The sequence below is a fragment of the Arthrobacter sp. UYP4 genome (assembly GCF_057291175.1).
In genome coordinates this window covers 68,500-95,229 of sequence record NZ_JBXAVU010000004.1, presented here as the reverse complement: position 1 = coordinate 95,229, position 26,730 = coordinate 68,500, and the positions used below count along the sequence as shown (strand labels likewise).

Annotated in this window: 29 protein-coding genes; 18 read left to right on the top strand and 11 right to left on the bottom strand. The window is 70.4% G+C overall.

Features of this window, described 5'->3' with window-relative positions:
• Positions 1-2: 2 nt before the first annotated feature.
• The 3 genes from AC0Z9V_RS14455 (at position 3) to AC0Z9V_RS14445 (ending at position 2,976) form a co-directional block, all read left to right on the top strand.
• Complete coding sequence (locus AC0Z9V_RS14455) at positions 3-800, top strand: LamB/YcsF family protein (protein WP_485141942.1); 798 nt, start codon at positions 3-5, stop codon at positions 798-800.
• A complete protein-coding gene (locus tag AC0Z9V_RS14450; protein ID WP_485141941.1) occupies positions 787-2,412 on the top strand; it encodes a 5-oxoprolinase subunit B/C family protein in 1,626 nt (541 codons plus the stop codon). The genes AC0Z9V_RS14455 and AC0Z9V_RS14450 overlap by 14 nt, the downstream gene beginning before the upstream one ends.
• A 189-nt stretch (positions 2,413-2,601) precedes the next feature.
• Complete coding sequence (locus AC0Z9V_RS14445; RefSeq protein WP_485141940.1) at positions 2,602-2,976, top strand: GNAT family N-acetyltransferase; 375 nt, start codon at positions 2,602-2,604, stop codon at positions 2,974-2,976.
• Positions 2,977-3,176: 200 nt separating this feature from the next.
• Here AC0Z9V_RS14445 and AC0Z9V_RS14440 read toward each other — a convergent pair whose 3' ends face one another.
• The 3 genes from AC0Z9V_RS14440 to AC0Z9V_RS14430 form a co-directional block, all read right to left on the bottom strand.
• A complete protein-coding gene (locus tag AC0Z9V_RS14440; protein ID WP_485141939.1) occupies positions 3,177-4,466 on the bottom strand; it encodes an ammonium transporter in 1,290 nt (429 codons plus the stop codon).
• A 172-nt stretch (positions 4,467-4,638) separates the two neighbouring features.
• Positions 4,639-4,926: a MoaD/ThiS family protein gene (locus AC0Z9V_RS14435; protein WP_485141938.1), complete on the bottom strand. Its 288-nt coding sequence runs from the start codon at positions 4,924-4,926 to the stop codon at positions 4,639-4,641.
• 12 nt (positions 4,927-4,938) lie between these two features.
• On the bottom strand, positions 4,939-6,033 hold the full coding sequence (locus tag AC0Z9V_RS14430; protein WP_485141937.1) for a WD40/YVTN/BNR-like repeat-containing protein: 1,095 nt from the start codon (positions 6,031-6,033) through the stop codon (positions 4,939-4,941).
• Positions 6,034-6,232: 199 nt separating this feature from the next.
• On the opposite strand from AC0Z9V_RS14430, the gene AC0Z9V_RS14425 reads away from it, so the two are divergent.
• Positions 6,233-6,667: a hypothetical protein gene (locus tag AC0Z9V_RS14425; RefSeq protein ID WP_485141936.1), complete on the top strand. Its 435-nt coding sequence runs from the start codon at positions 6,233-6,235 to the stop codon at positions 6,665-6,667.
• 272 nt (positions 6,668-6,939) lie between these two features.
• Here AC0Z9V_RS14425 and AC0Z9V_RS14420 read toward each other — a convergent pair whose 3' ends face one another.
• Positions 6,940-7,275 carry a histone-like nucleoid-structuring protein Lsr2 gene (locus tag AC0Z9V_RS14420; protein WP_133079941.1) on the bottom strand — a complete coding sequence of 112 codons (336 nt, stop codon included), beginning with the start codon at positions 7,273-7,275 and terminating at the stop codon, positions 6,940-6,942.
• 151 nt (positions 7,276-7,426) lie between these two features.
• A complete protein-coding gene (locus AC0Z9V_RS14415; protein WP_485141935.1) occupies positions 7,427-8,452 on the bottom strand; it encodes a sigma-70 family RNA polymerase sigma factor in 1,026 nt (341 codons plus the stop codon).
• Between the two features lie 133 nt (positions 8,453-8,585).
• Between AC0Z9V_RS14415 and AC0Z9V_RS14410 the strand changes: the two genes are divergently transcribed.
• The 5 genes from AC0Z9V_RS14410 (at position 8,586) to AC0Z9V_RS14390 (ending at position 11,546) form a co-directional block, all read left to right on the top strand.
• On the top strand, positions 8,586-9,137 hold the full coding sequence (locus AC0Z9V_RS14410; protein WP_485141934.1) for a dihydrofolate reductase family protein: 552 nt from the start codon (positions 8,586-8,588) through the stop codon (positions 9,135-9,137).
• Between the two features lie 11 nt (positions 9,138-9,148).
• Positions 9,149-9,451 (top strand): DUF4287 domain-containing protein, encoded by a 303-nt coding sequence (locus AC0Z9V_RS14405; RefSeq protein WP_133079939.1) that lies wholly within the window; start codon positions 9,149-9,151, stop codon positions 9,449-9,451.
• Positions 9,452-9,481: 30 nt separating this feature from the next.
• Entirely contained in the window at positions 9,482-10,363 is an 882-nt protein-coding gene (locus AC0Z9V_RS14400; protein WP_485141933.1) for a DUF4031 domain-containing protein, read from the top strand.
• 42 nt (positions 10,364-10,405) lie between these two features.
• Positions 10,406-10,753 carry an iron chaperone gene (locus AC0Z9V_RS14395; RefSeq protein WP_485141932.1) on the top strand — a complete coding sequence of 116 codons (348 nt, stop codon included), beginning with the start codon at positions 10,406-10,408 and terminating at the stop codon, positions 10,751-10,753.
• Positions 10,754-10,895: 142 nt separating this feature from the next.
• Positions 10,896-11,546: a hypothetical protein gene (locus tag AC0Z9V_RS14390; protein ID WP_485141931.1), complete on the top strand. Its 651-nt coding sequence runs from the start codon at positions 10,896-10,898 to the stop codon at positions 11,544-11,546.
• A 555-nt stretch (positions 11,547-12,101) separates the two neighbouring features.
• Here the strand turns inward: AC0Z9V_RS14390 and AC0Z9V_RS14385 are convergent.
• From AC0Z9V_RS14385 to AC0Z9V_RS14375, 3 genes are read right to left on the bottom strand one after another with little or no spacing between them, the layout of a single operon-like run.
• The gene (locus AC0Z9V_RS14385) at positions 12,102-12,695 is read right to left on the bottom strand and encodes an LURP-one-related family protein (protein ID WP_485141930.1); all 594 of its coding nucleotides are present in this window, start codon (positions 12,693-12,695) and stop codon (positions 12,102-12,104) included.
• 58 nt (positions 12,696-12,753) lie between these two features.
• A complete protein-coding gene (locus AC0Z9V_RS14380; RefSeq protein WP_485141929.1) occupies positions 12,754-13,632 on the bottom strand; it encodes a putative protein N(5)-glutamine methyltransferase in 879 nt (292 codons plus the stop codon).
• 49 nt (positions 13,633-13,681) lie between these two features.
• Positions 13,682-14,344 carry a DUF6766 family protein gene (locus tag AC0Z9V_RS14375; RefSeq protein WP_208740316.1) on the bottom strand — a complete coding sequence of 221 codons (663 nt, stop codon included), beginning with the start codon at positions 14,342-14,344 and terminating at the stop codon, positions 13,682-13,684.
• Between the two features lie 177 nt (positions 14,345-14,521).
• Here AC0Z9V_RS14375 and AC0Z9V_RS14370 point away from each other — a divergent pair, with 177 nt between their 5' ends.
• From AC0Z9V_RS14370 to AC0Z9V_RS14360, 3 genes are all read left to right on the top strand, one after another.
• Positions 14,522-15,313, top strand: a complete 792-nt coding sequence (locus tag AC0Z9V_RS14370; RefSeq protein ID WP_485141928.1) for a metallophosphoesterase family protein — start codon at positions 14,522-14,524, stop codon at positions 15,311-15,313.
• 301 nt (positions 15,314-15,614) lie between these two features.
• Positions 15,615-16,352, top strand: a complete 738-nt coding sequence (locus AC0Z9V_RS14365) for a GAF and ANTAR domain-containing protein (RefSeq protein ID WP_459269170.1) — start codon at positions 15,615-15,617, stop codon at positions 16,350-16,352.
• A 27-nt stretch (positions 16,353-16,379) separates the two neighbouring features.
• Positions 16,380-17,180, top strand: a complete 801-nt coding sequence (locus tag AC0Z9V_RS14360) for a GAF domain-containing protein (RefSeq protein ID WP_485141927.1) — start codon at positions 16,380-16,382, stop codon at positions 17,178-17,180.
• A gap of 4 nt (positions 17,181-17,184) precedes the next feature.
• Here the strand turns inward: AC0Z9V_RS14360 and AC0Z9V_RS14355 are convergent, their stop codons facing one another.
• Both AC0Z9V_RS14355 and AC0Z9V_RS14350 read right to left on the bottom strand, forming a co-directional pair.
• The gene (locus AC0Z9V_RS14355) at positions 17,185-18,288 is read right to left on the bottom strand and encodes a S1C family serine protease (RefSeq protein ID WP_485141926.1); all 1,104 of its coding nucleotides are present in this window, start codon (positions 18,286-18,288) and stop codon (positions 17,185-17,187) included.
• Positions 18,289-18,462: 174 nt separating this feature from the next.
• On the bottom strand, positions 18,463-18,819 hold the full coding sequence (locus AC0Z9V_RS14350) for a hypothetical protein (protein ID WP_459269173.1): 357 nt from the start codon (positions 18,817-18,819) through the stop codon (positions 18,463-18,465).
• Between the two features lie 72 nt (positions 18,820-18,891).
• Here AC0Z9V_RS14350 and AC0Z9V_RS14345 point away from each other — a divergent pair, with 72 nt between their 5' ends.
• A complete protein-coding gene (locus tag AC0Z9V_RS14345; RefSeq protein ID WP_485141925.1) occupies positions 18,892-20,253 on the top strand; it encodes an MATE family efflux transporter in 1,362 nt (453 codons plus the stop codon).
• 38 nt (positions 20,254-20,291) lie between these two features.
• Here AC0Z9V_RS14345 and AC0Z9V_RS14340 read toward each other — a convergent pair whose 3' ends face one another.
• Positions 20,292-20,975: a FadR/GntR family transcriptional regulator gene (locus AC0Z9V_RS14340; protein WP_485141924.1), complete on the bottom strand. Its 684-nt coding sequence runs from the start codon at positions 20,973-20,975 to the stop codon at positions 20,292-20,294.
• 135 nt (positions 20,976-21,110) lie between these two features.
• On the opposite strand from AC0Z9V_RS14340, the gene AC0Z9V_RS14335 reads away from it, so the two are divergent.
• The 5 genes from AC0Z9V_RS14335 to AC0Z9V_RS14315 are packed head-to-tail and all read left to right on the top strand — an operon-like array spanning position 21,111 to position 26,686.
• Positions 21,111-22,493 carry a GntP family permease gene (locus AC0Z9V_RS14335; RefSeq protein ID WP_485141923.1) on the top strand — a complete coding sequence of 461 codons (1,383 nt, stop codon included), beginning with the start codon at positions 21,111-21,113 and terminating at the stop codon, positions 22,491-22,493.
• Positions 22,493-23,263, top strand: a complete 771-nt coding sequence (locus AC0Z9V_RS14330) for an SDR family oxidoreductase (RefSeq protein ID WP_485141922.1) — start codon at positions 22,493-22,495, stop codon at positions 23,261-23,263. The genes AC0Z9V_RS14335 and AC0Z9V_RS14330 overlap by 1 nt, the downstream gene beginning before the upstream one ends.
• Positions 23,264-23,318: 55 nt before the next feature.
• A complete protein-coding gene (locus tag AC0Z9V_RS14325) occupies positions 23,319-24,338 on the top strand; it encodes an L-idonate 5-dehydrogenase (RefSeq protein ID WP_485141921.1) in 1,020 nt (339 codons plus the stop codon).
• Positions 24,335-25,918, top strand: a complete 1,584-nt coding sequence (locus AC0Z9V_RS14320) for a gluconokinase (RefSeq protein WP_133079924.1) — start codon at positions 24,335-24,337, stop codon at positions 25,916-25,918. Before AC0Z9V_RS14325 ends, AC0Z9V_RS14320 begins: the two co-directional genes overlap by 4 nt.
• 45 nt (positions 25,919-25,963) lie before the next feature.
• Positions 25,964-26,686, top strand: coding sequence for a DNA alkylation repair protein (locus AC0Z9V_RS14315; RefSeq protein WP_485141920.1), 723 nt, complete (start codon positions 25,964-25,966; stop codon positions 26,684-26,686).
• Positions 26,687-26,730 lie beyond the last annotated feature (44 nt).

Here is a 26,730-nt window from a genome sequence, read left to right as displayed (position 1 = left end):
GCATGACCAGCCGGCATGCCGGACTGGAACACGAGAGGTGGGGGCACATGATCGACCTGAACAGCGACGTCGGTGAATCCTTCGGCAACTGGACGTTCGGCGACGACGCACGCATCATCGAGTCGGTCTCGAGCGTGAACGTCGCCTGTGGATTCCATGCCGGTGATCCCACCGGTATCCGGACCACGTGTGCGGCGGCCGCCACCGCCGGCGCCACGGTCGGCGCGCACCCCGGCTACCGCGACCTGGCCGGCTTCGGGCGGAGGTTCATCGACGTCGACCCGGTAGAGCTGACCGACGACGTCGTGTACCAGATCGGTGCGCTCCAGGCGCTGGCCCGGGCGGCCGGTACCGCAGTGAGATACGTGAAGCCCCATGGCGCCCTGTACAACACCATCGCCGTGCACGAGCGACAGGCGCGGGCGGTGGTGCAGGCGGTGCGCGAGGTCGACGGGACGCTGCCGCTGCTGGTGCTGCCGAACACGGTCATCGAGGCGGAGGCGCGGGCGGCCGGACTCCGCACCGTGGTCGAAGCCTTCGCCGATCGTGCCTACACACCCGACGGCGCGCTCGTGTCGCGGCGCGAGCCCGGAGCCGTGCTCCACCACGAGTCCGACGTCGTCGAGCACGTCCTCCGCATGGCGGCCGACGGCGAAGTGGTGGCGGTCGACGGATCCCGCATCCGCATCGCCGCCGAGAGCATCTGCGTCCACGGTGACACCCCCGGTGCCGTCGCCATGGCGGCAGCGGTACGGCGGGCACTCACGTCCGCTGGGATCACCGTCGGTGCATTCGCCTGAGGTGGCCGGCCCGGGAGGGCCGGCCGGCATGATGCTCCGGGCCGTCGGCGACCACGGGCTGCTCATCGAACTGCCCGGCCTGCCGGAGGTGCTCAGTGTCCAGGCGCAGTTGCAGGCGGACCCGGTCGAGGGCCAGGTGGACGTGGTCGCGGCCGCCTGCACGGTCCTCGTCACGGTGCAGGAGGCACGGCAGGTGGCGGCGCTCGCGGCCCGGCTCCGCTCGGTCGATCCGTCGCTGCCCGTCGAGCGCGAGGACACGCTGGTCACCATCGGGGTGAGCTATGACGGCGCGGATCTCGCCGAGGTTGCCCGGCACACGGGACTCAGCGAGGAGGCCGTCGTCGCAGCGCACACGGGCACACCCTGGGTCGCGGCCTTCGGAGGTTTCGCACCGGGCTTCGCCTACCTCACCGGCGGCGATCCACGGCTGGAGGTGCCGCGCCGGGTCTCGCCGCGCACCGCCGTCCCTGCCGGTTCGGTAGCACTGGCGGGGACGTTCTCAGCCGTCTACCCGCGCGAGTCACCCGGCGGCTGGCAGCTCGTCGGGCGGACCGATGCGGTCCTGTGGGACCCCACCCGTGCCGAGCCCGCGTTGATCCGGCCCGGCAACCGCGTGCGGTTCACCGCGGTCCGGGAGCTGGTCGAGCTCCCCGTCCGGACGGCCGGCACCCCGGTCGGTCCTTCCCCCGGGACACCCGACCGAGGCGAGGGGCTGTCCGTCGTCGCGCCCGGTCTCCAGAGCACGCTGCAGGACCTCGGCCGGCCCGGGCTCATGGCGCTGGGCGTCGCTGGAGCAGGAGCGCTGGACCGTGCCGCGCTGCGGCAGGTGAACAGGCTGGTGGGCAATGCGAGCGGGTACGCCGCCATCGAGAGCCTCAACGGCGGGCTCGCACTCGAGGCCGCGGGGGACCAGGTGCTGGCCGTCAGCGGCGCGGACGTGGACCTCACCATCTCGATGCCCGACGGGCGGGAGCGTACGCCGTCGCTCGGCGCGCCTTTCCTCCTGCGGGACGGTGAGGTGCTGCGGCAGTCGGTGCCGGCGTCCGGATTGCGTACGTACACGGCCGTCCGCGGCGGCTTCGCCGCGGACGAGGTGCTGGGCAGCCGTTCCACGGACTCGATGTCCGGGCTGGGGCCGCCCGCCCTCGCGGCGGGCATGTCGCTCCCCGTAGGACCACCGGCACCCGGCTCGACGGTCGGCGACCCGGAGGTCCCGCGGGAATCCCGCTCGCCGGCCACCCTGCGCGTGATCCCCGGCCCCCGGGCCGACTGGTTCGACGACGACGGCGGCCTCGACCGTCTGTGCGGCACGGACTGGACGGTGACGTCGCAGTCCAACCGCATCGGCCTGCGGCTCGACGGCCCTGCGTTGCAGCGGACGCGGCAGGGGGAACTCCCGAGCGAAGGAACGGTGCCGGGTGCCCTGCAGGTGCCGCCGTCGGGCCTGCCGGTCCTGTTCCTCGCCGACCACCCGGTCACGGGGGGCTACCCGGTGATCGCCGTCGTGATCTCCGAAGACCTGGACCGCGCCGCGCAGTTGCCGCCGGGATCCGTGGTGCGCTTCCGGTTCCCAGGCCCGGATCCAGGTGCTGTCGGACCCGTCGGATCGTAGGGGCATACCGGGCCTCGTAGGTCGCTTCCTCCACGAGAGCAGACGTGGCGTGCTCGTCGCGTCCGGCGACGATATGGATCCTTCCCGGCACCGGCGGGTCGTCGCCACAGAGTGTTTCGCGGCCGGAAATACGGGCGAAACCGGAGACCCATAGCGTTGGGAAGCACACCGAGTGCACAGGAGGCTGCCATGCAGACGCTGAGGGTTCGACAGGTTCCCTGGACCAACCCGGTAGCCATGGGGCTGCGGGAAGCGCTGCGAGCCGAGACGAACAAAGGCCACGCGCCGGGCACGCCCGAAGTGACCGACGACGACGGCGACCGGATCGCCGTCTTCCTCATCGCCTACGAGCTGGCCACCGGACAGCCGGTCGGCTGCGGCGGGCTGCGGCTCCTGGACGCGCTGCGCGCAGATGTCGACTCCGTCTACGTGCTGCCCTACGCCCGCTGGTCGGGCGTCTCCCAGGCCATCATTCGGGAGCTGATCTCGTGGGCGCGCGTGCACGGCATCGCCGCCGTCGGACCGGACGCGTCCCTGGCGCAGCTGAACGCCCTGCAGCTCTGACCCACGCCGGGGTCGGCCTGGAACCGCCGCCGTGCGCGCGTGTCCCCGGCCGGCGGGTAAGGCCAACCCGCGGGGAAGGCGCACCCCGGATCCGAGGGGGTCGTCCCCATGGCGAAGCGCCAGTGGCAGGGTCCCGACGGATTCCCTGCCACTGGCGCGAACGGTGCGGTCACCGCCCGGGCGATGAGGACGCAGAGCGGTTACGTGCGCGGCGGTGCCCCGAGGTCCACGGGATCCTCGTCCGTCAGGTAGGCGAACTCGGAATGGGCTGAGATGTCGATGCCACGCAGCTCGTCCTCCTGCTCGATGCGGAGACCCACCGTGCGCTGGATGACCTGGGCGATGACCCAGGTGACCACGAAGGAATAGACCAGGACAGCCACAGTGGCGAGCACCTGGATCCCCAGGAGGTCGAACCCGCCGCCGTAGAAGAGTCCGGAGACACCGTTGGGGGCGTCCTCGGTGGCGAAGAACCCGATGAGCAGGGTGCCCAGGATGCCGCCGATCAGGTGGACGCCGACGACGTCGAGGGAGTCGTCGAAACCGAGCCGGAACTTCAGTTCGATCGCGAGGGAGCAGACGGCTCCGGCGATCGCGCCGATGGCGAGGGCGCCCAGCGGGCTCACGGCACCGCAGGCCGGGGTGATGGCGACGAGCGCGGAGATCAGGCCGGACGCCGCACCCATGCTGGTGGCGGCGCCGTGCCTGAACCTCTCCACGAGCGCCCAGGCGAGCAGCCCGGCCGACGCGGCGACGGCCGTGTTCAGGAAGACGACCGACGCGGACTGGCCCGCGGACAGGGCGGACCCTGCATTGAAGCCGAACCAACCGACCCACAGGAGCCCGGCTCCCACGAGGACGAGCGGCCGGCTGTGCGGCTTGGCATGGTCCACGGTGGGCCAGCCGTGGCTGCGGCCAAGGACGAGCGAGAGGGCAAGGGCTGCGATGCCCGCGTTCATGTGGACCGCCAGGCCGCCGGCGAAGTCGATCGCACTGAGGTTGTTGGCGATCCAGCCACCCACCACGGAACCGTCCTCGGAACTGAAGGCGAAGACCCAGTGGGCGATCGGGAAGTACACCAGGGTGGCCCAGACGCCGGCGAAGATCATCCACGCCCCGAACTTCATGCGGCCCGCAGCGGCACCGGCGACCAGCGCCGTGGTGACACAGGCGAAGAACAGCTGGAATGCGGCGAACAGGATGGGCGGTATCGAGGCGGTGGGATCATCGGCGAGCAGCTGGCCGAGGCCGGCGTACTCGGCGACATCGCCGATCAGTCCGAGGCCGCCCACCGAGTCGCCGAAGGCCATCGAGTAGCCGAAGAGCACCCACAGCACGGCGACGAGGCTCGCCCCGCCGAAGCACATCATCATCATGTTGAGGATGCGGCGCGAGCCGACCATTCCTCCGTAGAACAGGGCCAGGGCCGGGATCATCAGACAGACGAGCGCAGCGCTGGCAAGAATCCAAGCGACGTTTCCAGAATCCATGGGAGGTCCATTTCCGTGATGGCGCCTGCGCGTGCCCGAGGGACGGAGCCCGGGGTCGCATGAGGGGTGGGTGCGGAGCCGGGATGGCACGCGGCGCTCAGCCATGGTAGTCAGCGGCACGTTTCAGCATCCGGCGGGCACCGTTAACTCTGTGTTACGGCTCGCCCCGTCCCTAGCCGCCGGCGACCGACTGGATGATCAGGACCGTCGCGCCCGGAGGTACGGCGGTGCCGAGCCCGTTCAGGCGCCGTACGTCCTCGCCGTCGACGTAGATGTTCACGTAGCGCCGCAGTGCTCCGGTCTCCTCACGGATCCGCTGGTCGAGCAGCGGACGTCCGGCGCCCAGCCCGTCGAGCAGTGCCGCCACGTCTCCGGCGTCCGGCACGTCCAGCCGGACCTCGCTCCGCCCGTCGACGTAGGGGCGGAGGAGCGTGGGGATGAGGACGGTCACGGCAGCCATGGTGGGTCCCTGTCAGGAGGGAACGACCGCTGCGCGGACGGAGAGCACATCCGGGAGGTGACTCGCGACCTCGCGGAAGGTGCGGCCCTCGTCCGCGCTCGCGTAGACGGCTCCTCCGCGGGTCCCGAAGTAGACACCCGGGACATCCGCGGTGTCGACGCAGGCCGCGTCGCGGAGGACGGCGTTGAAGTCCGCCTCGGGCAGGCCGGCGGAGCTCGCCTCCCAGGTCGCACCGCCGTCGTCGGTCCTGTGCACCAGAAGACGCCCGTCCGGCGGGATGCGCTCGCCGTCGGCCTTGAGGGGGATGACCCAGGCCGTTCCGCTCCGGTGCGGGTGGGCGAGCATCACGAAGCCGAAATCCGCCGGCAGGCCCTCGGCGATCGACTGCCAGGAGTCCCCGCGATCAGTGCTCGTGTAGACGCCGTGGTGGTTCTGCGCGAACAGGCGGTCGGGATCGACGGCGTCGCGGGCCACCTTGTGCACGCACTGGCCGAACTCCGGGTTCGGGTCGGGCATGAAGTACGCGCTGATGCCGCTGTTGCGGGGCTGCCAGGAGATCCCGCCGTCGTCGGAGCGGTAGACGCCTCCGGTGCTCATGGCCACGTGCAGAGTGTCGTCGGCGGGACTCGGCAGGACGGTGTGGGCGGCCGCCCCGCCGAAGCCGGCACCCCATTCGGTGCGGTGCGGGTGGTCCCACAGGCCCCTGTTGAGCTCGAACGTCTCGCCGTGGTCGGTCGACTTCCAGACCGAGATGGGCTGACACCCGGCCCACACCACGCCCGGCCGGTTCTCCGCGTCGGGTTGGATCTGCCAGATCCGTTCGAGGGCTGCGCCGTCGTCCGCGCCGAAGCGGATACTGCCTTCCTTCGGCTCCGTCCAGGTCTCTCCGAGATCGTCCGAATGGGCGATGCAGGGGCCGAAGTGCCAGGACATCCGGCCGGCGAAGAGACGGGTCCGGCCGCCACGCGTATCGATCCCGACGCTCGGGATCTCCTCCATGAGGAACTTCGGCTCCGACAGCGTCCAGTTCTCCGGATCCGAGCTCCGCGCGAGCCACAGCCCCTTCTTGGTGCCGATGGCGAGGACGGTCGTCCCTGCTGCTGTCATGGCTGCCCCCGTTGGCATGGAACCGGTCGCGGACCGGAGATCGTGATGCGGATCACTTGGAAGGGTGCCATCCACCACTCGTTTTGTACAGGGCCGGCTACCCGCTTCTGTCCGCATGGGCAGCCGCCCGGCGAGACCGTGTCAGAGTGGGCATATTCGGTCACTGGGGGCGGAACACCCGTTCATCCTGGAGGAACCGTTGAGTCAGATCGTCCTTGCGAATACCGCGCCGGCACGGCCGTGTCGCGGCACCGAGCACCCCCCGGACGGACGCCGCTGGTGCGTCGGCAAGTGCTGTATCGAAGCGCGTCCCGGGCTGCTCGTCCTGTGGTGGGCTCCCGGTTCCCTGCTCACACTCGCGGACATCCTCTCGTCCTACGACGGCATCCGTGAACTCTCGGACGGCTACCGCCTGCCACTCGTGGTCCACGTGCAGGGCATGGTGGGGATGACCGCGGGCGCACGCGCCCTCCTGCTCGAAGGGGACCTCTCCTCCCGTGTCGGATTCGTCGGCACGGGGCCCGTGGACCAGGTCATCGTGGCCTTCCTCGAGCAGGCATTGTCCGAGACCTGCTACTTCCGCAGTCCGGCCAGGGCCGAGGCGTGGGCCCGCGGGGCGGGGAGCGACGATTGACGGGTACGCCATCGGATCGGTCGTCGCCGCGGAGCGGCGCGCCCCCGGTCGCCGGCGGGGAAGAGGGCTTACGTGACACCGCACCCGCCGTCGACCGGCAGGAGATAGCTCCGCTGATTCCCGGGGGCTCTCCCTCGGGCTGGATCCGCGACTCCCTATTCCTTGCCGGCCGCTTCGTCCGGGTGCACACCGCGGCGGAGGACGGCCATTCTGTTCTCCGGTTATCGTGTCGTCACATGGACTTCCCGCCACCCGGAACGGGAAAGGACGCGTCAGCGACTTTCGTTATAGGCGTCGATGATCGATTGTGTGATGCGGCCGCGGGAACTCGGGTTGAATCCGTTCTCCTGGGCCCACTGACGGATCTGCTGCGTGTCCTCGCGCTTGGATCGGGAGGAGGAAGCCTTCGGGCTCCCGGCCGACTGCTTCCCCGAACCGGCTTTCCGGCCCTTGTCCACGTAGCCGGAGAGGGCGGAACGTAGCGCATTCGCGTTCTGCTCGGTGAGATCTATTTCATAATTCGTGCCGTCGAGGGCGAAGCGCACCGTTTCCTGCGCTTCTTCCCCACTGAGGTCGTCGACCAATTGGACCTGTACCCGCTGCGCCATCACATTCTCCTGTGTTGTCCGGATGAATTCGTCAGCCCCATATTCCCGACCCTATCCTGCAAACTCGCCGAGAGGAATGAATTGCACGGATGGTGGACGGCAGGTCCATTGTCGCCGAGGGCCCGACGGCAGGTGCGATCGGCGGGCTCTGCTATTCCCCGCGCCCGGGCGTCCCGCGCTCGTCGATCACCGGGGGCAGCCCGAAGGCCTCGAACATCTCGGGATACAGGAAATTGTGGTGGCCGACGATCAGTCCCCCATCGGTCTCGATGACCTGGATGGCCCAGGGCTTCCAGAGCCCGGGCTCCACGAGGTGGTAGTTGGCGAACCCGCCTGCGCCGTTGACGTCCAGCGGGAGGAGGCGCCCGAACTCGCAGACGCTGCCCTCACCCACGAACCAGGCGCGGACATCCGCCGGGCCGGTGAGCCACAGATCGAAGGGCGGCATGGAGAGGACGACGTCGTCGCGCAGGAGCGAGACGAGCACCTCCATGTCGTAGGCCTCGAACGCCCGCAGATACCTGGCGAGCAGGTCCTTGTGCGCCGGATCCTCGAGGGGCATGGAGGTGGTGGGCTCGAAGCCCGCCATGGTCTTGCGGGCACGCTGAAGGGCGCTGTTGATCGAAGCGGTGGTCACCTCCAGCAGGGTGGCGACCTCGGCGGCGGACCAGCGCAGGACCTCGCACAGGATCAGGGCGCTGCGCTGCAGTGGCGGCAGGTGCTGCAGCGCAGCCACGAAGGCCAGCCGGATCGTGTCACGGGCCTCGGCGACGACGGCGGGATCACCCGAGGTGTCGATCACCCTCTCGTCCCGGATCGGCTGCACGAAGGCGCTCTCCGTGAGGGGTGCGCCGAGCACCGCGTCCGCGGTCCGCGTGGAGGGCCCGAGGTCCATGGGCCGGGCCCGGCGCTGGGGGCTCCGGAGCATGTCGACACAGACGTTGTGCGCGATCCGGAAGAGCCAGGTGCGCAGGGCGGACCGCCCGGCGAAGGAGTCCCTGCTGGACCAGGCCTTGATCATGGTCTCCTGCACGGCGTCCTCGGCCTCCGACGCCGCCCCCAGCATCCGGTAGCAGTATCCGGTGAGGTCGCGCCGGGACGCTTCCAGGAGTTCCTCGAACGGCACCCCTTCCCGCTGCATTCCTGGCGTCGTCCCTCGGGCGGTGGCGGGTTGCATGCACTGAGCCTAGCGATGGCTGTCCCTGCGCGGGAGGAGGGCTGCGCAGAAAATTCGGCCGGTATCGATGATTCTCCGGCCTCCGTGGCGTCTACTGGGACACGTTGCCATCACCGACGAACGGAAGCACCTCATGCGCAGACTCACAGCAGGACTCTTCTCCTCCGTGGACGGAGTGGTCGAATCACCCCACCTGTGGCAGTTCGACAGCTTCGACGCGGAACTCGGCGTCGGCATGGGCGAGATGATCGCCAGGGTGGACACCGTGCTGCTCGGCCGCCACGGCTACGAGGAGTGGGCGCAGTACTGGCCCGCAGCGGAAGCCGCCGATCCCTTCGGTGGCTTCATCAACCCGGTCCGGAAGTTCGTCGCATCCCGGACCCTCAGTGGTGACCTGGGCTGGACCAACGCGTCCCTGATGGACGCACCCCTCGAGGAGTTCGTCCGCTCGCTCAAGCAGACGGACGGCGGGGACATCGCCGTGTGCGCCAGCATCTCCCTCGTCCGCCAGCTCCTGTTCGCCGGGTTGCTCGACTCGCTCATGCTCATGATCCATCCCGTGGTGGCGGGCACGGGCCGCCACCTCTTCGAAGCATCCGACCCGGTGACCCGCCTGGAACTGCAGGAGACGACCACCACCAGCAAAGGCAATGTCCTGGCCTCGTACGGGCTCCGCGGCGAATAGGAGGGAAAGACATGTCATTTCAGGCATACCTGGATGCGATCGAAGTGAAGACGGGGCTGACACCGCGCCAGCTGCTCGAGCGGGCGACCGCGCGCGGCCTCGCCACGCCGGGGACGAAGGCCGGGGAGATCGTCGCCTGGCTGAAGGAGGACTACGACCTCGGGCGGGGCCACGCCATGGCCCTGGTGCACGTCATCAGGAACGGCGCGACGATCAGTGGAAAGCATGTGGGCGCCGACGGTGCCCACCGGGACGAGTCGGCGGAGCTGTGGCTCGACGGCAGGGCGACCAGGCCGGCGGGTGAGGCGCCCTGACGCTGCGGCGATCCACCTAGACTTCTGGTCATGGCCGTCCTCATCGATCCGCCGTCCTGGCCCGCCCACGGGACCGTCTTCTCCCACCTGGTCTCGACGTCGTCGCTCGATGAACTGCATGCGTTCGCGGAGGCGGCGGGCATCCCGCGCCGGGCCTTCGACGAGGACCACTACGACGTTCCCGCGCGGCGCCATCGGGACCTCGTCCTCCGGGGAGCGCGGGAGGTCAGCGGGACGGAACTGGTGCGTGCGCTCATCGCGAGCGGGCTGCGGATCCCCGCCCGGCAACGGGCGCCCCGGCTCCGAGCCGCCCTGGCGTCCCGCTGGGAGTCGCTCCTGCCGGCGCAACCAGCCCTGGGTCGGGAACTGCTCGACCGATGGAGTGAGCCGCACCGGAAGTACCACACCCCCACCCATCTGATCGCCGTCCTCGAGGCGCTGGACGTCCTGATGGAACCGGCCGACGCGCTCCTGCGCCGGTCCGTGCTGCTCGCCGCCTGGTTCCACGACGCCGTGTACGAGGGATCGGCGGGGACGGACGAACAGGCGTCCGCACACCTCGCCGTCGAACGCCTCCGGGAACCGCTGGGCACGTCGGCGGCGCGGGAGGTCGGGCGCCTGGTCCTGGTCACCGTGGCACACGATCCGGCCCCCGACGACCGTTCCGGCCAGCTGCTCTGCGATGCGGACCTCTCGGTGCTCGCGAGCCCTCCCGAGGCCTACGCCCGCTACACCGACGCCGTCCGGCAGGAGTACGCGCATATTCCCGATGATGCATTCACAACGGGGAGGCGGGCCGTGCTGCTGCGGCTGCTGGCCCTCGACCCGCTGTACCGCACGGCTGCAGCGCAGGGCCACTGGGCGGAGCGCGCGCAGCGGAACCTGATGCAGGAACTCGAGTCCCTGGTGTAGCCACGGGATGCGTCCTCCGGAGCACGGGTCTAGGATCGCCGCATGGACCCGATCGGCGCGGTACTGGCAGAACTGCAGGAACCGGACCGGACCTGCCTGCAGCGCATCATCGACATCGCCCGGTCCGCCCGTCCCGAGGCCGAGGCGGGTCGGAGCTACGGCCTCCCGGCCCTCCTGCTCCAGGGGAGACCGCTGGTCGGCGTCGGCGCTGCCGCGAACCACCTCTCGCTCCATCCTTTCTCTCCCGCGGTGGTCGAGGCCGTAGCGCCGTCGCTCGGTGGGTTCTCACTGTCGAAGGGGACCATCCGGTTCTCCGCGGCGCAGCCGGTGCCCGACGATGTCGTGCGGGAGATCGTGCGCCTGCGGAGCATCGAGATCACAGGGCCGTAGGGCGGGGCGCAGGACCCGTAACCGGTCGGGCCGCAGCGGGGCGTCGAAGCCGTCGTGGCCGTGGCCTCGCGCTCCGGTCACGGTTCGGCGCGAATTCCGGCGGTTCCATGGCCTTCCGGAAGGCAGCGGCCGAAGATGAGGCATGACGTGGTCGACAAGGCTGGGCGTCGTGGCCCTCGCAGCGGTGTTCCTCTCGGCGTGTGCGACACCGGGTGCTCCGCCGGGGCAGCCATCGGCTGCCGATCCCGGCGCGACCGGACCAGCGGACGCACCGCTGACGGCTGCACCCGCCGCGCCCGGGGCGGTCATCGGCCAGGGCACGGTCCTCCAGGTCGCGGACGCACCACCGCAGTTCTGCCTCGGCGGCGTGATGGAGTCCTACCCGCCCCAATGCAGCGGACCCCCGATCGAGAACTGGGACTGGTCCCTGGCGCCGCAGGCCGAGTCGGCGTCGGGCGTGACCTGGGGCGCGTATGCGGTGAGGGGTACCTGGAACGGCGCGGTGTTCACGCGGACCGGAGAGCCGATCCCCCTGTCCCTCTACGACGCCCTGCCCGTCGAGGACCCGCGTCTCGCCGAGGGTCGGGAGGGCCCTGCGAGCCCGGACGAGCTCGAGCGGATCCAGCAGGAGATCCTCGGGACCGGTGGGTTGCCCGTACTGGGTGGTGACCTGCACGACGGTTACCTCACGGTGACGGTGGTGTACGACGACGGCTCCGTCCAGACGCGGATGGACGCCGAGTACGGGGCGGATGTCGTCGTCGTGCTGTCCGCACTGCGGCCGCCTGCGTGACCGGACCGCCCAGCATCGGGGCGCGGGGTCGTCCAGTGCAGAAAAAGTCCTGCACGAAGCGCCACCCGGGTGCCAGAATGGACGGAGCAAGGATGCCCGGCAGGCGCCGGAGCTTCCATGGGCGGTCAGGAAGCCGGCTGCCGGAGGAACCCTGCCGCGCTGCCCGTCGGGTGGTGGACACCGAGCGGCTTCCCGCCCCCGTCCGGGCCGCCCGAAGGAATCCCCCTATGCAAGGCTTGTGTACCGCCACCGCGATGAGGCACGCGGACCTGTCCCTGGCGATCGTCTGGGACCACTTCCTGAACATGGGAGGTTCAATCGGCCGGTTCGAGGTCGATGCCTACCTCCACGGTCTGATGGTCCTGCCGGCCGACGATCGCGACTGCGTCTCCCAGGCCGTCAACGAACTGATCGACGACCTGGCGATGTTCGGTTCCGACTCCTGCTGCCGCGCTCCCTACAGCGGCTCCGGCCCAGCGGGCGTCCACACCTTCCGGACCTGCTCGGCGACGGCACGCGGGCGGGCGGTCGCCGCCGTGGAGGGCACCAACCGGCCTACCGGTCCTGCAGGGCGTCGAGCGCAACAGCCATCGCCGCAGCAACCCGCCCGTCAAGCCGTGCGCCGGGAACGGTGACCAGGTACCTGTCGCGGAGGGACTGGCCGCGCTCCGAGCTCAGCAGGAGCGCGCCTGCCGGATCCAGGAAGTCGAAGTGGAACCTGAACGGTGACGGCAGGGAGTCGAGGACCGGCAGCATCTCCCAGAGCCGCCGGCCGAGGGCCACCCCGACGCTGCGCTCGCTGCCCGTCGCCTGGATGCCGGAGGCCTCGAGGTGCCAGGTGGAGCGCAGCAGGGATGCGCCGAAGTCCTTGCGGAAGCTGCCGATGGGCCGCCCGTCCGCGTCCAGGACGTCATAGGTCGCGCCGATGTCCAGCCGCTGCCGGGCCCGGAAGGAGAACAGGGGAAGCCGCCGCGACTCGTCCTGGTAGAAGGTGACCTGCTCCCTGAAGGCGGCGCGCTTCTGCTGGGCGAAGGCCAGCAGGTCGCCGGGACGGCCGTCCGCACCGGCCGTCCGTATCTCGTAGCGGTTCACCAGAAAGGTCACCTTCTGCGTGACCGTGAAGCGCTCCACGCCGTATGCCAGATCCATGCCGCCCTGTCCTAGTCGGTCCGGGTCCCGCACGGGTGGCGGGACGGGTCCTCCGAGACTAACCAGTGGTGCGCCGGTGCACGTCGTCCCCAGGGTGGACACGCCCGTCGGCGCCAGGGGTGCGGTGCGGGTCCAGCGGCCGGCGTCCGACGACGACGGTGGCGCCGGTCTCCTCGAGGGTGCAGGACCACGCCTGGTAACCCCCGTCCGCGAGCAGGCGCACGCAGTGCTGCTCCTGGTCCTCCCCGACCTCGAACAGCAGGTGCCCACCCGGTGTCAGCCACTGCCGGGCCTCCCGGACGACCCTCCGCTGGACCGCCATGCCGTCGCGTCCGCCGTCGAGGCTGGCCAGAGGTTCGTGCACCCTCGCCTCGGCCGGCAGGGTCTGCACCCGCGCGGACGGCACGTAGGGGGAATTGCAGAGCAGGGTGTCGACGGAGCCCTTCAGGGTCAGGGGAAGCGGATCGAACAGGTTGCCCACGTAGAGCGCCGCGTCCCAGCGGGCGAGATTGCGGCGAGCCAGGTCGACGGCGGCACACGAGATGTCGGCTGCGTGCAGGCGCACATCCCCGACGGCGTCGGCGAGCGCGGCCCCGAGCGCCCCGCACCCGCAGCAGAGGTCGAGGACCGTAGCGCCGGCCGCCGTCAGCTCGACGGCGCACGCCACGAGGAACGCGGACCGCTGGCGCGGCACGAACACGCCCGGGCCCACCTCCAGCCTCAGCCCCCGGAAGTCCACCCAGCCCAGGATGTGCTCGAGCGGGAAGCCGGCCAGGCGCTTGTCCAGCATGGCTGCCAGGACCTCGTCCGTTGCACCGCTCCCGGCGAGCAGGCGGGCCTCGTCCTCCGCGAACACGCATCCTGCCGAGCGCAGCCGCACCGTCAGTTCCGCCTCGGTGGGGCGGGTTCCGACGGGGGTCGGGGCGGAGTGCTGCATGGAACGGCCCTTCGGCGGAGGCGGCCTGGCACCACGAGGATAACGGGGATCAGGTGTCGGTGTCGCTGTGTGCCATCGCCACGGGCTTGGACTCCACGCTGCCCCGCTCGCGCAGGTAGACCGAGGCGCCCACCATCACGGCGATGACCATGAATTCGCTCTGCCAGTTCTGGAACGACTCGAACCAGAACCTCGAGGTTGCCAGATAGCCGAGCACCGACACCCCGGGCTGCCCGTGGCTTGCCTGCTCGTCGTTGTACGCCTCGCTGCCGCCGACCGCGTGCAGGAGGAAGGATGCCGCGAAGAGTGCGAAGAACAGGATGGACAGCGAGTGTTCATAGAGCGTGAGGGCCAGTCCTCCGCGCCGGACGGGCCACGGGGCGTCCTTGTCGCCTGCCGCATCCTGCGGGTCGTCGTCCTGCGGTTCGTGCTTGTCCGGCAGCTTCGATTCCGAGGAACCCCGCTGGAAGAGGTAGGCCGTGAGCACCACGTACATGCCCATCTGGAGGAACTCCGACTCCCAGTTCTCGAAGGTGGCCTCGAGGAAATCACCCGTCGCGAGGAACCCGGCCGGTGTCACGGTCGGTTCGCCGTGCGTGAGTTGTTCCTCGTTGTAGTGGAGCACCCCACTGAGCACCATCCCGACGAACGAGAACAGGAACAGTGCGAGGTTCGCGAGCAGGAGCCCGTGATCCCTCATCCAATGCTTCATCGTGGCACCCGTCCTTCCGATCGATCCCGCGCAGTCCGCGTCACTTCAACGCTAGGAAAGGCGGCGACGGGGCGGCAAGCGGAACCCGGGCGGCATCCGCGGTTGCATCGGCGCCGTTCCCGTGGGCTCCGGCTGGTGTCTTCCCGGGGAGGGCGGCGCCAGGGATAGTCTGACGGCATGCAACGCGTCGCGGTGATCTCGGACCTGCACGGGAACGTCACCGCCTTCACGGCCGTCCTGGAGGACCTCCGGCGGCGCGGCATCACCACCGTCTACAACCTGGGTGATGTGGCAGGGAAGGGGCCGCGCGGTTCCGAGTGCGTGCGCCTGAGCCGGCTGCACTGCGCCGTGACGGTGCGTGGGAACTGGGACGACTTCCTGCCGAGCGGGACGCCCGAGTGGCGGGACGAGGCAGGGTGGTGGTGGCACCACGAGCTGACGGCGGAGGACCGCCGGTGGCTGCAGGCCCTTCCGCTCGTCCACGACATCACCTTGAGCGGCCGCCGCATCCGGATGTTCCACGCCTCTGCACGGAGCGTCTACCACCGGGTCCACGCACGGCACAGCGACGAGGACTTCGAGGGCATGTTCGCGGCGACCGGACTGACCGGGAGTGGACCCCTGCCGGACGTGGTCTGCTACGGCGACATCCATGACGCGTTCGTGTCGACCAACCGGAGCCGCACGCTGGTGAACGTCGGCAGCGTGGGGAATCCACTCGACCAGCCGCAGGCGTCGTACGTGATCCTCGAGGGCGAGTCCGACGGCGGTCGCGACGATCCGTTCGGCATCCAGTTCGTGCGGGTCGCCTACGACGTCGAGGCGGAGATCGCCGTCGCCGCCGAGCTCGGGATGCCGGCCCTCCAGGCCTACGCCATCGAGCTGCGGACGGCCGTCTACCGGGGGCAGCACGCGCGGCTCGGGATGCTGGACGGGGGGCAAGCGTCCGGTCGGGGGCCGGCTGCTTGACCCCTGACCGACGCCCCATGTCCGTGCAAGCACATCGATGTATTCAACGTCAGTCCGCGGACACGTCCGGGCCATTTGCTGCGTATGTCCAGTGTGCGCCGTACTCCTCAACGTGCGGGGTGAGCTCCCTCAAGATCGCCTCAGGTTGACAGTCGGGCCGGTGGCCGGAGGAGAGGCCGTGCTCCAGCATCCCCGCCATTGGGTATGATTTCTCTGGCCGTTTAGCAGCAGGCGGCCCACCACCTTCCTCTTGCCCAGCATCGCGCGTCGACCGGGGCGGGGTTGATGCAAAGGTTTGCCGTTGGCCGATCACGAGAAAGAGAAGAGTCCGGTGTTCCCGGGCCTGCTGCAGGACATGGTCCTCGACAGCGACGACGTGGAGGAGTTCCTGACCAAGCTGGTCAAGGTCGCAGGCCACACGCTGTCCGCCGAGGACGACGAGGTCCTGTGCGGCGTGACCCTTCTCCGTGCCCGCACCAAGACGACGGTCGCGAGCAACAGTCCGGACGCGCAGAAGATGGACGAGGTCCAGTACGAGTACAACGACGGACCGTGCCTGCGGGCCGCCCGCCTCGGCGTCGTCCACTACGTCTCCGACTTCGACACCGAGGAGCGCTTCCCCGAGTACAGCCGGGCGATCAGCGACCACGGCATCAAGTCCGCCCTCGGGGTGCCCATCCGGCTGGAGGGTGATGCAACGGCCGCGCTCAATTTCTACTCGCCGCTCACCGACGCGTTCACGGAGAGGGCGATCGAGGCCGCCGAGAGGTTCGCCGCGGAGGTGTCCGCGTCCCTCAGGCTCGCGGTGCGTATCGCGAGCCTGACCGAGTCCAGCGCCGACATGCGAGCGGCCATGGAGAGCAGGACGACCATCGACCTCGCCGTCGGCGTCATCATGGGGCAGAACAGGTGCTCCCAGGATGCTGCCATGTCGATCCTCAAGGCGGCATCCAGTGCGAGGAACATCAAGCTGCGGGACGTGGCGGCCTCCGTCCTGCAGTCGCTCGGACAGGGGCCCGCCAGGACACACTTCGAGTAGGGCGCACTCCAAGGGGAACGGGGAGCAATGGACGAGCGGAACCGGCGCGGGCGGATCGCCGACGCGTTCCAGCGCGCAGGCATGTCGGTCGCCGAGGCGTGGATCCAGTACTTCGCGCTGGGTGGCTCCCTCTCGGGGCTGGAGATCGACGCCTATCTCCGCGGGTCGGCGGATCTCCCGCCCCTCGAGTCCGACCTCCTCGCCGAGGCTGCGCGGGAGGCGTCCGGGCAGGGCGCCGCACAGGAGATCGGGCCGTCCGCCGGGACGGAGCTGCCGGGTGGCCAGGAGCTGGAGCTCATCCGCCAGTTGGGAGCGGCAGGATCGGTCCTCCTCGACGCCGGGACGGCGGAGCGGGAGCGGCTCCGGTCCCTGGCCGGAGTTCACCTCCTCGACACCCCGCCCGAAGAGCGGTTCGACCGCATCACCCGTCGGGCCGCCGAGCGGTTCGGCTGCGAGGTGGCGACGCTGGCACTGATCGCGGACCACCGGCAGTTCATCAAGTCCGCGGTGGGGAAGGCGAATCAGGACCTCGAGCGGACACAGGCCTTCTGCGATGCCACGATCCGGTCCGCCGGGCCCCTCGTCCTGCCCGATACCGTGCAGGACGAGCGTTTCCGCTCGCACCCCTTCGTCGCCGGTGAACCGCACATCCGGTTCTACGCCGGGTATCCCCTCCGCGGCCCGGGAGGATGGCTGATCGGGACACTCTGCGTCATGTCCACCTCGCCACGCCTCTTCCCGGGACAGGACCTCGAGGACCTCGAGTCCCTCGCCCAGGAGATGCAGCACGAGGTGTATCCGGGCTGGAGGGCGTGGAGCCTCCTCTGAGGTGTCAGCCCTCCGCAGCGGGCCGATCCGTGAGCTGCACGTCAACGCTCCGCGTCTCCGAACCCCGCCGGGTCTCCACGGCTACCGTCTCCCCGGGATCCCGCCGGCGCAGCGCCGAGAGGAGATCCTCGGGCGCCGACAGCTCCTCGTCCCCGATCCGGGTGAGGATGTCACCCGGCCAGATGCCCGCGTCGTCGGCCGGTCCGCCCTCGGACACGGACAGGACCACCACCCCCGTGGTGTCCTGCAGGTCCAGCTGCTCGGCGATCTGGGGCGTGATCGCGCCCGGCGCCAGGCCCATGAAGGCGTGTTCCGCCGTTCCGTCCTCCCGGAGCTCCTCGGCCACCTCCGTGGCGGTCGGGGCGGGGATCGCGAAGCCGAGGGCGACGGCGCCCTGTGCGGGCGGGATGTAGGCCTCGCTGATGCCGATGATCTCGCCGCGGCCGTTCACGACGGCGCCACCCGAGTTGCCCGGGCTGATGGCGGCGTCGGTCTGGATGAGGTCGACGAGCGACTGGCTGGTCGATGCGGACCCCGGGATCTCCCGGTGCAGGCCGGAGATGATGCCCGATGTCGCGGTGTTCTCGAACCCGAGGGGGGACCCGATGACGACGGCGAGTTCACCGATGCGCGGCAGCCCGGACTGGAAGGTCGCTGCCGGCAGATCGGCGCGGTCGGCCCGCACGAGTGCGAGGTCGGACACCGCGTCGGTCGCCTCCACGGTCCCCGACACCCGCTGTCCGTCGGCGAAGGCGACCTCGACGTCGTCGTTGCCGCGGACCACGTGTTCGTTGGTGAGGATCAGGCCGTCCTCGGTGTAGATCACGCCGCTGCCCAGGCCGCCCTCGGTGAAGATGGTGACCACCGACGGCTGTACCGCGTCGACGATGTCCGGGATGCTCAGGTCCTCCTGCTGCCCGCCCGACTCCCCGGACGAGCTGTCCGACGAGCCGTCCGACGAGCTGTCGGTCGCACCCCCGCCCTGCACCTGGGCTGGCGCGCTCGATGCGGGGTCGGGAGTGCCGGTATCGGTGCAGGCCGTCACGGCGAGCAGGAGGGCGAGGGTCAACGGGACCGCCGACGTGCGGGTCCTGGTCTTCGGCATCATGGTGGCGTCCTCCTCGGATGGCCGGCTGTCCGGACAGCAGTGCGGCCGGGACGCGCGGTGTGCGCGTTCCGGGTGATTAGACCGTACGAAGGCCGGCCTGCGGCGGACAAGGAGGAAAAAAGGACCGCCGGGGCTGGACAGGGCGACCGGGGGAGCGTCCCGCGCAGCGGGCGGTCAGGACCGTCCTTCGTCGTCGCGGTCGTGCCGGCGCAGGGGATGGTCGCGCCATGCGTCCCGGTCCGATGGCTCCGGCCCGTAGCCGGGGCGCAGCAGCGGCTCGTCCGGGTCGTCCTCCGGATGGGACTTCCGTGGAGCTCCCCTGCGGTGCGTGAGCCAGTAGCCCCGGCCGATGCATGCGGCCGCGGCGAGGATGATGAGCAGGCCGATGGCCAGGAGCAGCGGAGCCTCGGCCGGCACCGGCGTGCCCGTCGACTCCGCCCGGGCGAAGTCCGAGACGGCCTGGGGCACGAAGAGGGTGCTGATGAACAGCAGGACCAGTCCTGCCAGGTACTGCCTGGTGCCGAGTTTCATGACTCCCCTGTGGCTGGGCGGTTCGGGCCGTTCCAGCTTAGGCCCTGCGGCCCCTCGGCCTACGCTGGGACGGTGCACGAGACCCTCCCCAGCAACCGTCAGCTCAGCCGCAGTATCCTGCGGCTCGCCGTCCCGGCGCTCGGTGCCCTCATCGCCGAGCCGCTCTTCCTGCTCGCCGACTCCGCGATCGTCGGGCATCTCGGCGTCGACGAGCTCGCCGGTGTGGGCCTCGCATCCACGGTGCTGCAGACCGCCGTCGGACTCATGGTCTTCCTCGCGTACTCGACCACTCCCGCCGTCGCCCGTCTCCTCGGTGCGGGCCGTCTGCCCGAGGCGCTCGCTGCAGGGCGCGACGGCGTGGGTCTCGCCGTCGCGCTCGGGGTCCTGCTTTCCGTCGCGGGCTGGGCCACCGCGCCCCGGCTCGCCTCCCTGCTGGGTGCCGAGGGCGCCGTCCACGCCTTCGCGGTCGACTACCTCCGCTGGTCGATGCCGGGGCTGACGGCCATGCTCGTGGTGCTCGCCGCCACCGGGGTGCTGCGCGGGCTGCAGGACACGCGCACGCCGCTGGTCGTCGCGGGCGCGGGCTTCGGCGTCAACATCGTCCTCAACTACCTGCTCGTGTACGGCGCGGGGATGTCGGTCGCCGGCTCCGCGCTGGGGACCAGCCTCGCCCAGTGGGGGATGGCGGCCGTGTACCTCGTGATGATCGTGCGTGCCTCCCGTCGGGAGCAGGTCCCCCTGAAGCCGTCCCTCCGCGGCATCCGCAGCACGGCGAGCGTCGGCTCGTGGCTCATGCTGCGCACGCTGTCCCTGCGCGTGGCGATCCTCGCCACCGTCCTCGTCGCGACGGCGCAGGGTCCCCTCAGCCTCGCCTCGCACCAGCTCGTCATGACGGTCTTCACCTTCCTCGCCTTCGCCCTCGACGCCCTCGCCATCGCCGCGCAGGCACTGATCGGCAAGGAGCTGGGGTCGGGGAACCGGCCGCTGGCCCGTGCACTGACGCGGCGGATGATCACGTGGGGGGTGGGCTTCGGCGTTGTCACGGGAGGCCTGCTCGCGGCCGTGGCTCCCTTCGTCGGGTGGATCTTCACCACCGACCCGGCCGTCCAGTCCGCCTTCGCGGCAGGCTTGTGGGTGCTCGCCGCGTCCCAGCCGGTCTGCGGCTTCGTGTTCGTGCTCGACGGCGTCCTCATCGGCGCGGGCGACGCCCGGTACCTTGCCACGGCCGGCGTCGTGAACCTCGTCGCCTACCTGCCGCTGCTGGCCCTCGTCGGCACGGCGGAGCTGTCGGGCGGCGAGGGGATCGTGGGGCTGTGGCTCGCCTTCGGCATCGGCTACATGCTCGCGCGCGCGGCGACGCTGGGCTGGCGCGTCCGGGACGACCGCTGGATGGTCACCGGGGCGACGCGCCGCGGGGCGGAAGGGGCCGGGTAGCCGCTACGGCCCGCCTCGGGCAGGACGGGACTCCCGGCTCAGAGGTCGCCCAGTTCGTGCCACACCTCCAGGACGACGGCCCGCGCGTACTCCTCCGCCAGGTCCTCGTTCCGGTCGGCGATGGCGCGGGCGACGCCTTCGTGGTTGTCGAACGAGACGGGCGCCGGATCGGCCGGCGAGAGGCCGAGGTCTGTGCGGCCAGCGAGCACCTCCGTCACGATCCCGTGCAGGGACGCCATCATGTCGTTGCCGCTCGCCGCCAGCAGCAGTGCATGGAAGGCGATGTCGGCGTCGAGGTAGGGCTGCTCGTGCCCCCGGCCCGCCTCGCCGAGCACCCGCAGGCGGGTGGCGAGCTCGATCAGTTCGGCGGCGGTCTCGGGTGTCGCCCTGCTCGCGGCCAGGCGGGCGGCTGTCGGTTCGAGGGCGAGCCGCATCTCGGTCAGCCGGTGCAACTGGGTGACGCGTTCCGGTCCCAGGAGCCGCCAGCGGATCAGCTGGGGGTCCAGGACGTTCCAGGCGGCGACCGGGAGGACGGTCACGCCGACCCGCCGACGGGATTCGACCATGCCCATCGACTCGAGGATCCGCACGACCTCGCGGACGACGGTCCTGGACACTCCTGCCTCGTCCTCCAGCTGTGCGAGCGTGATGACGCTCCCCGCCGGCCGGACGCCCTGGGCGATCTCGCTGCCCAGGCGCTCGAGGACGGCGTTGTGCAGCACGGGAGCAGGTGCGGATGAGGGACTACTGCGCGTCAAAGATGTGATCTTTCTTGCTTCGAGCGTGATGTGCGTGCCAGACTACGGTTCCAAGCGCAAAGTCGCCCCATCGCGGGCCGAACATCAATGGAGAGTTCTGTGGAAGATTGGACCCAAACGCTGGGCGCGGGACCCCTGCTGGGCATCGCGGCGGGCGCAGTCGCCCTGATCCTCATCCTGGTCATTCGATTCAAGGTACACGCGTTCCTGACGCTGGTCCTCGTGTCCCTCCTGACCGCCTTCGCCACGGGGATCCCCACGAGCGAAATCGTCACCACCCTGGTGACCAGCTTCGGTACCACCCTCGGTTCCGTCGCCCTGCTGATCGGCCTCGGCGCCATGCTCGGCAAGATGATCGAGCACAGCGGCGGCGCTCGGGTGCTCGCCGACAAGCTGGTCGACGTCTTCGGTGAACGGCGTGCACCGTTCGCCCTCGGCCTGGCCTCCCTGATCATGGGCTTCCCGATCTTCTTCGACGCGGGCCTGATCGTCATGCTGCCGATCATCTTCGCCGTCGCCCGACGCCTGGGCGGCACCAACGTGCTGCTGTACGGTATCCCGGCTGCCACCGCCTTCTCCGTGATGCACGTCTTCGTGCCACCGCACCCCGGCCCTGTCGCAGCGACCGAGCTCTACGGCTCGAACCTCGGCCTCGTGCTCCTCATCGGCCTGCTGATCGCCTTCCCGGTGTGGTACGTCACGGGCTACCTGTGGGGCAAGTTCGTGGCCACCAAGTACATCCTCCCGGTCCCGGCGCTGTTCGGCACGCTCGACGCCGACCAGCCGACCAACCCGCCCAAGTTCTCCACCGTGGTCGCGATGCTGCTGCTGCCGCTGCTCCTCATCTTCATGAACACCGGCCTGGACTTCCTCGACGCCGCGGGCGTCGTCGACGCCGAGCAACAGACCTGGGTGCAGGTGCTGAGCGCCATCGGCTCGTCCCCGGTCGCGCTGCTCATCTCCGTCCTCGTGGCCACAGCGGTGCTCGGCCACCGGCGCGGCGAGAACGGCACCGCCCTGGAAAAGGTGCTCGACTCCGCGCTGGGCCCGGTCTGCTCGGTCATCCTCATCACCGGCGCCGGCGGCATGTTCGGCGGAGTGCTGCGTGCCTCCGGTATCGGTGACGCGCTCTCGGACTCCCTCGCCTCGATCGGGCTGCCGATCATCCTCGCCGCGTACCTCATCGCCGTGATCCTCCGCGTGGCCCAGGGCTCCGCGACCGTGGCACTGGTCACCACCGCCGGGCTCATGGCCCCCGCGGTTCTGGCCGGCGGCTTCAGCCCCCTCGAGATCGCCGCCATCACCCTGGCCAGCGCCGCCGGGTCCGTGTTCGCCAGCCACGTCAACGACTCCGGCTTCTGGCTCGTCGGCCGGCTCATGGGCATGGATGTGAAGACCACGCTGAAGACCTGGACCGTCCAGCAGTCGCTCGAATCCGTGGCCGGATTCGGACTGACCCTCCTCGTCTTCTGGATCGGCTGATGACCCCGCACGCGTTCGACATCACCGGTCGGCTCGCACTGGTCACCGGCTCCTCGAGGGGCCTGGGGTACGCCCTCGCGACCGGCCTCGCCCAGGCCGGCGCCCGTGTGATCGTGCACGGACGCGACGCAGGGGCCGTGGCGGATGCGGCGTCGAGCATCGGTGAGGCGACCGGGACGGTGCCCGCCACCACGACCTTCGACGTCACGGACGTGGACGGGGCGGCCCGGGGTATCGCGGCGCTCGTCGCCGAGCACGGGGTGCCGGACATCCTCGTCAACAACGCGGGCATCCAGCGGCGCGCGCCGTTCAACGACTTCGACCCGGCCGACTGGGACGACATCGTCACGACGAACCTGTCGAGCGTCTTCTACGTCTCCCGGCAGGTCACCCGCGGCATGGCGGAGCGGGGCTCGGGCAAGGTGATCAACATCGGTTCGGTCCAGTCCATGCTCGCCCGGCAGACCATCGCGCCGTACTCGGCCACCAAAGGCGGGGTGGCCATGCTCACCAAGGGCATGGCTGCCGACCTGGCCCGGTTCAACATCCAGGTCAACGCCATCTCTCCCGGCTACTTCGCCACCGAGATGAACCGTGCGCTGGTCGAGGACGAGGCGTTCAACACCTGGGTGATCAACCGCACCCCCGCCCAGCGGTGGGGGAGGTTCGAGGAGCTCGTCGGGACGCTCGTCTACCTGGCCTCCGACGCATCGACCTTCGTGTCCGGTCAGAACATCTTCGTCGACGGCGGGATGACGTCCGTCGTCTGACAGCCTGCACGGCGGCTGCGGCCGCCCGGCGTCGAATCGAAAGGGAAGGCACCACATGAGAGGCCTCGTCATCAACGGCAAGCTCGACCTCGTCGAGGCCGAGCTGCCGACACCCGAGCCCGGTCCGGGCCAGGTCCGGCTCCGGATGGCCTTCGGAGGTGTCTGTGGATCCGACCTCCACTACTACAACGAAGGCGCCAACGGGGAGTACGTCGTGCGCGAACCGCTCGTCCCCGGTCATGAGGTGTCGGGCACCGTGGACTCCGACCCATCCGGTGAGCTTGCTCCCGGGACGCCGGTGACGGTCCATCCCGCGACGTTCGGGCGTCCGGAACACGGCATCGAGGACCGCAGGCACCTGTGGCCCGGGGGTGCCTACCTCGGCAGCGCCTCCACCTGGCCGCACACCCAGGGCGGGATGAGCGAGTTCCTGCTCGTCGACAAGCACATGGTGCGTCCGCTCCCGTCCGGGCTGCCGCTGCGTCGGGCCGCCCTCGCCGAGCCGCTCGCCGTCGCCCTCCACGGGATCACGGTCGCCGGAGGGGTTCGGGGCAAGCGGGTCCTCGTGTCCGGTTCCGGGCCCATCGGCCTCCTCGCCATCGCTGCCTGCCTCGCCGAGGGCGCCGCCGAGGTCGTGGCCACCGATGTGCTCCCCGGCCCCCTGGAGCGCGCCCGACGCCTCGGGGCGCACGGCACCGTGCAGGTCGGCACCGAGGAGATCCCGGCCCTGGCATTCGACGTCGTGCTGGAATGTTCCGGCGTTGCGGCCGCCGTCAGCACGGCCCTGCTGGCCGCCCGCCGGGCGGGCATCGTCGTCCAGGTCGGCATGGTGCCCAACGAACCCCGGGGCATCAATCTCGCCCCGCTGATCTCGAAGGAGCTCCAGCTCCGCGGGGCCTTCCGGTTCGACGACGAGATCGACCGGGCCATCGAACTGCTCGACGACACCCCGGGGATCGAGGACGTCATCACTCACGAGGTCCCGGCCGACCGCGCGCTCGAGGCCTTCGCCGTCGCCCGGGACTCCGAGACCTCCGGCAAGGTCGTCATCTCGCTGTGGCACGGCGAGCGATGACCCCGGGAGCAGCTCCGGCCGGGCCGGTCGTGATCGGCGTGGACCTCGGCACCACCAATACGAAGGCGGTCGCCTTCCGGACGGACGGCACGCTCGAGGCGTCCCACGCGGCGGGCTATCCGCTCGACGAGCCCCACCCGGGGCAGGCGGTCCAGGATCCGCAGCTCATCCTCGCCGCGGTGCTCGAGTCGGTGCGTGAGGTCGTGCGCCAGGTGGGCGCCCAGCGCGTCGCAGGGCTCTCGTTCAGTTCGGCGATGCACAGTCTCATCGGACTCTCCCCGACCGGGGAACCGCTCACCGAGGTCGTCACGTGGGCCGACACCCGGTCGCGTGTCCAGGCCGAACGGCTGCGGGCGTCGGTCGGCGGGCTCGCCCTGCACCGGCGCACGGGCACCCCGGTGCACCCGATGTCCCCGCTCCCGAAACTCGTCTGGTTCCGCGAGCAGGAGCCGAAGCTGTGCGAGAGCATCGGGTTCTGGGTCGGCATCAAGGAATTCGTGCTGCTGCGGATCTGCGGCGCGCTGGTGGTGGACCACTCGATCGCCTCCGCGACCGGCCTGATGAACATGAGCACCCTGGCGTGGGACGAGGAGGCGCTCGCGCTCGCAGGCATCCAGCCCGAGCAGCTGCCGGAGATCGTCCCCACCACGACCGTGCTGCCCGCCCTCACGGACGACGCCGCTGCCGCGATGGGTCTGCCCGGCACGACGCCCGTCGTGGTCGGCGCCGCGGACGGTCCCCTCGCCAACCTCGGCGTGGGCGCCGTGCGCCCCGGCGTGGCGGCCTGCTCGATCGGTACCAGCGGAGCGCTGCGCGTCGCGGTCGACCGGCCCGCGGTGGATCCGCTCGGCGGCGTGTTCTGCTATGCGCTGACGTCCACCCGGTGGGTGGTCGGCGGCGCGATCAACAACGGTGGGGTGGTGCTCGGGTGGGCCGGTGACGCGATCGCCCCCGACCTGGCCGAACCGCCCGAGGAGGAACTGCTGGCCCTGGCAGCGCGGGTGGCTCCCGGATCGGGCGGGCTGCTCATGCTCCCGTACCTGCTCAGCGAGCGGGCGCCCCACTGGAGTTCGCTGCCTCGCGGCGCCTACGTCGGTCTCACCAGGGCGCACCGCAGGGAACACCTCGTGCGGGCGGCGCTCGAGGGCGTCTGCCTCCAGCTGGCGCTGGTGCTCCACTCGATGCGTTCCGCCGGGCTCGACGTCACCCACGTCCGCGCGACCGGGGGTGTCATGCGCAGCCCCCTCTGGCGCCAACTCCTCGCCGACACGTTCGGGATGCCGATCGAATTCGCACACGGGCAGGAGGGCTCGGGCTTCGGCGCGGCGCTGCTCGGGATGGAGGCTCTCGGCCTCATCGAGTCGATCGACGTCGTCGCCGACATGGTCGAGATCGAGGAGACGGTGCGCCCCCAGCCGGCCGCCGCCGCGGTCTACGCCTCCCTGCTGCCGGTCTTCGCCGAGCTGTACGACGCCCTCGTCCCGGCCTTCACGTCCCTGCGCCGGCTCGCCCCGTCCCTACCGATCGAACTCGACCCCGGCGCTCCTCCCGGCCCCGCCCCGTCCGCTCCGCCGCTGTGAGACCGCGACCCCGGGCTCTGGCGCGTCCGCCACGGGAGCGGGAGGATGGAACGACGACGAACGAGTGCAGGGGAGGCCGGAGTGCCGGAGGTGACGGTGGGAGTGCCGACGGTGGCAGACGTGCTGGCGGAGCTGGCGGAGCTCGAGGACCCGCGGATCCGCGCGGTGAACGAGAAGCACGGTGACGACCACGGGGTGAACCTCACCTCGCTGCGCGCGCTCGCGAAGCGGCTGAGGGCGCACCACGATCTCGCCCGGGCGCTCTGGGCCACGTCCGACACCGCAGCGCAACTCGTGGCGCTGCTGATCTGCCGGCCGAAGTCCTTCGGGCACGACGAACTCGACGCCATGCTGCGCCAGGCACGCTCGCCGAAGGTGCACGACTGGTTCGTGAACTACGTGGTGAAGAAGAACCCGTACGCCGAACGGCTCCGCCTCGAGTGGATGGCCGATCCGGATCCCGTCGTGGCCAGTGCGGGCTGGGCTCTCACCAGCGAGCGCGTGGTCAGGAAGCCCGAGGGCCTCGACCTGCCCGGGCTGCTGGACACCATCGAGGCCGGCATGAAGGAAGCGCCGGACCGCCTGCAGTGGGCCATGAACCACACGCTCGCGCAGATCGGGATCGAACACGAGGCGCAGCGGGCCAGAGCCCTCGACATCGGGGAACGGCTCGAGGTCCTGAAGGACTACCCGACGCCGCCCAACTGCACCTCGCCCTTCGCGCCGAGCTGGATCACCGAGATGGTGAGCCGGCAGGAACGGGCCTGACCCGGCCGGTCCCCGCCTCGACGTCCTGCGGCAGACTGGTAGGA

What these genes read in the sequence shown, in the direction of transcription:
- AC0Z9V_RS14370 (WP_485141928.1), top strand. Translation starts at nt 14,522, where the DNA reads ATGCAACGCGTCGCGGTGATCTCGGACCTGCACGGGAACGTCACCGCC.
- AC0Z9V_RS14320 (WP_133079924.1), top strand. Translation starts at nt 24,335, where the DNA reads ATGACCCCGGGAGCAGCTCCGGCCGGGCCGGTCGTGATCGGCGTGGAC.
- AC0Z9V_RS14330 (WP_485141922.1), top strand. Translation starts at nt 22,493, where the DNA reads ATGACCCCGCACGCGTTCGACATCACCGGTCGGCTCGCACTGGTCACC.
- AC0Z9V_RS14445 (WP_485141940.1), top strand. Translation starts at nt 2,602, where the DNA reads ATGCAGACGCTGAGGGTTCGACAGGTTCCCTGGACCAACCCGGTAGCC.
- AC0Z9V_RS14395 (WP_485141932.1), top strand. Translation starts at nt 10,406, where the DNA reads ATGGACCCGATCGGCGCGGTACTGGCAGAACTGCAGGAACCGGACCGG.
- AC0Z9V_RS14375 (WP_208740316.1), bottom strand. Translation starts at nt 14,344, where the DNA reads ATGAAGCATTGGATGAGGGATCACGGGCTCCTGCTCGCGAACCTCGCA.
- AC0Z9V_RS14405 (WP_133079939.1), top strand. Translation starts at nt 9,149, where the DNA reads ATGTCATTTCAGGCATACCTGGATGCGATCGAAGTGAAGACGGGGCTG.
- AC0Z9V_RS14315 (WP_485141920.1), top strand. Translation starts at nt 25,964, where the DNA reads ATGGAACGACGACGAACGAGTGCAGGGGAGGCCGGAGTGCCGGAGGTG.
- AC0Z9V_RS14350 (WP_459269173.1), bottom strand. Translation starts at nt 18,819, where the DNA reads ATGAAACTCGGCACCAGGCAGTACCTGGCAGGACTGGTCCTGCTGTTC.
- AC0Z9V_RS14415 (WP_485141935.1), bottom strand. Translation starts at nt 8,452, where the DNA reads ATGCAACCCGCCACCGCCCGAGGGACGACGCCAGGAATGCAGCGGGAA.
- AC0Z9V_RS14455 (WP_485141942.1), top strand. Translation starts at nt 3, where the DNA reads ATGACCAGCCGGCATGCCGGACTGGAACACGAGAGGTGGGGGCACATG.
- AC0Z9V_RS14430 (WP_485141937.1), bottom strand. Translation starts at nt 6,033, where the DNA reads ATGACAGCAGCAGGGACGACCGTCCTCGCCATCGGCACCAAGAAGGGG.
- AC0Z9V_RS14360 (WP_485141927.1), top strand. Translation starts at nt 16,380, where the DNA reads ATGGACGAGCGGAACCGGCGCGGGCGGATCGCCGACGCGTTCCAGCGC.
- AC0Z9V_RS14435 (WP_485141938.1), bottom strand. Translation starts at nt 4,926, where the DNA reads ATGGCTGCCGTGACCGTCCTCATCCCCACGCTCCTCCGCCCCTACGTC.
- AC0Z9V_RS14325 (WP_485141921.1), top strand. Translation starts at nt 23,319, where the DNA reads ATGAGAGGCCTCGTCATCAACGGCAAGCTCGACCTCGTCGAGGCCGAG.
- AC0Z9V_RS14385 (WP_485141930.1), bottom strand. Translation starts at nt 12,695, where the DNA reads ATGGATCTGGCATACGGCGTGGAGCGCTTCACGGTCACGCAGAAGGTG.
- AC0Z9V_RS14410 (WP_485141934.1), top strand. Translation starts at nt 8,586, where the DNA reads ATGCGCAGACTCACAGCAGGACTCTTCTCCTCCGTGGACGGAGTGGTC.
- AC0Z9V_RS14400 (WP_485141933.1), top strand. Translation starts at nt 9,482, where the DNA reads ATGGCCGTCCTCATCGATCCGCCGTCCTGGCCCGCCCACGGGACCGTC.
- AC0Z9V_RS14390 (WP_485141931.1), top strand. Translation starts at nt 10,896, where the DNA reads ATGACGTGGTCGACAAGGCTGGGCGTCGTGGCCCTCGCAGCGGTGTTC.
- AC0Z9V_RS14380 (WP_485141929.1), bottom strand. Translation starts at nt 13,632, where the DNA reads ATGCAGCACTCCGCCCCGACCCCCGTCGGAACCCGCCCCACCGAGGCG.
- AC0Z9V_RS14355 (WP_485141926.1), bottom strand. Translation starts at nt 18,288, where the DNA reads ATGATGCCGAAGACCAGGACCCGCACGTCGGCGGTCCCGTTGACCCTC.
- AC0Z9V_RS14420 (WP_133079941.1), bottom strand. Translation starts at nt 7,275, where the DNA reads ATGGCGCAGCGGGTACAGGTCCAATTGGTCGACGACCTCAGTGGGGAA.
- AC0Z9V_RS14440 (WP_485141939.1), bottom strand. Translation starts at nt 4,466, where the DNA reads ATGGATTCTGGAAACGTCGCTTGGATTCTTGCCAGCGCTGCGCTCGTC.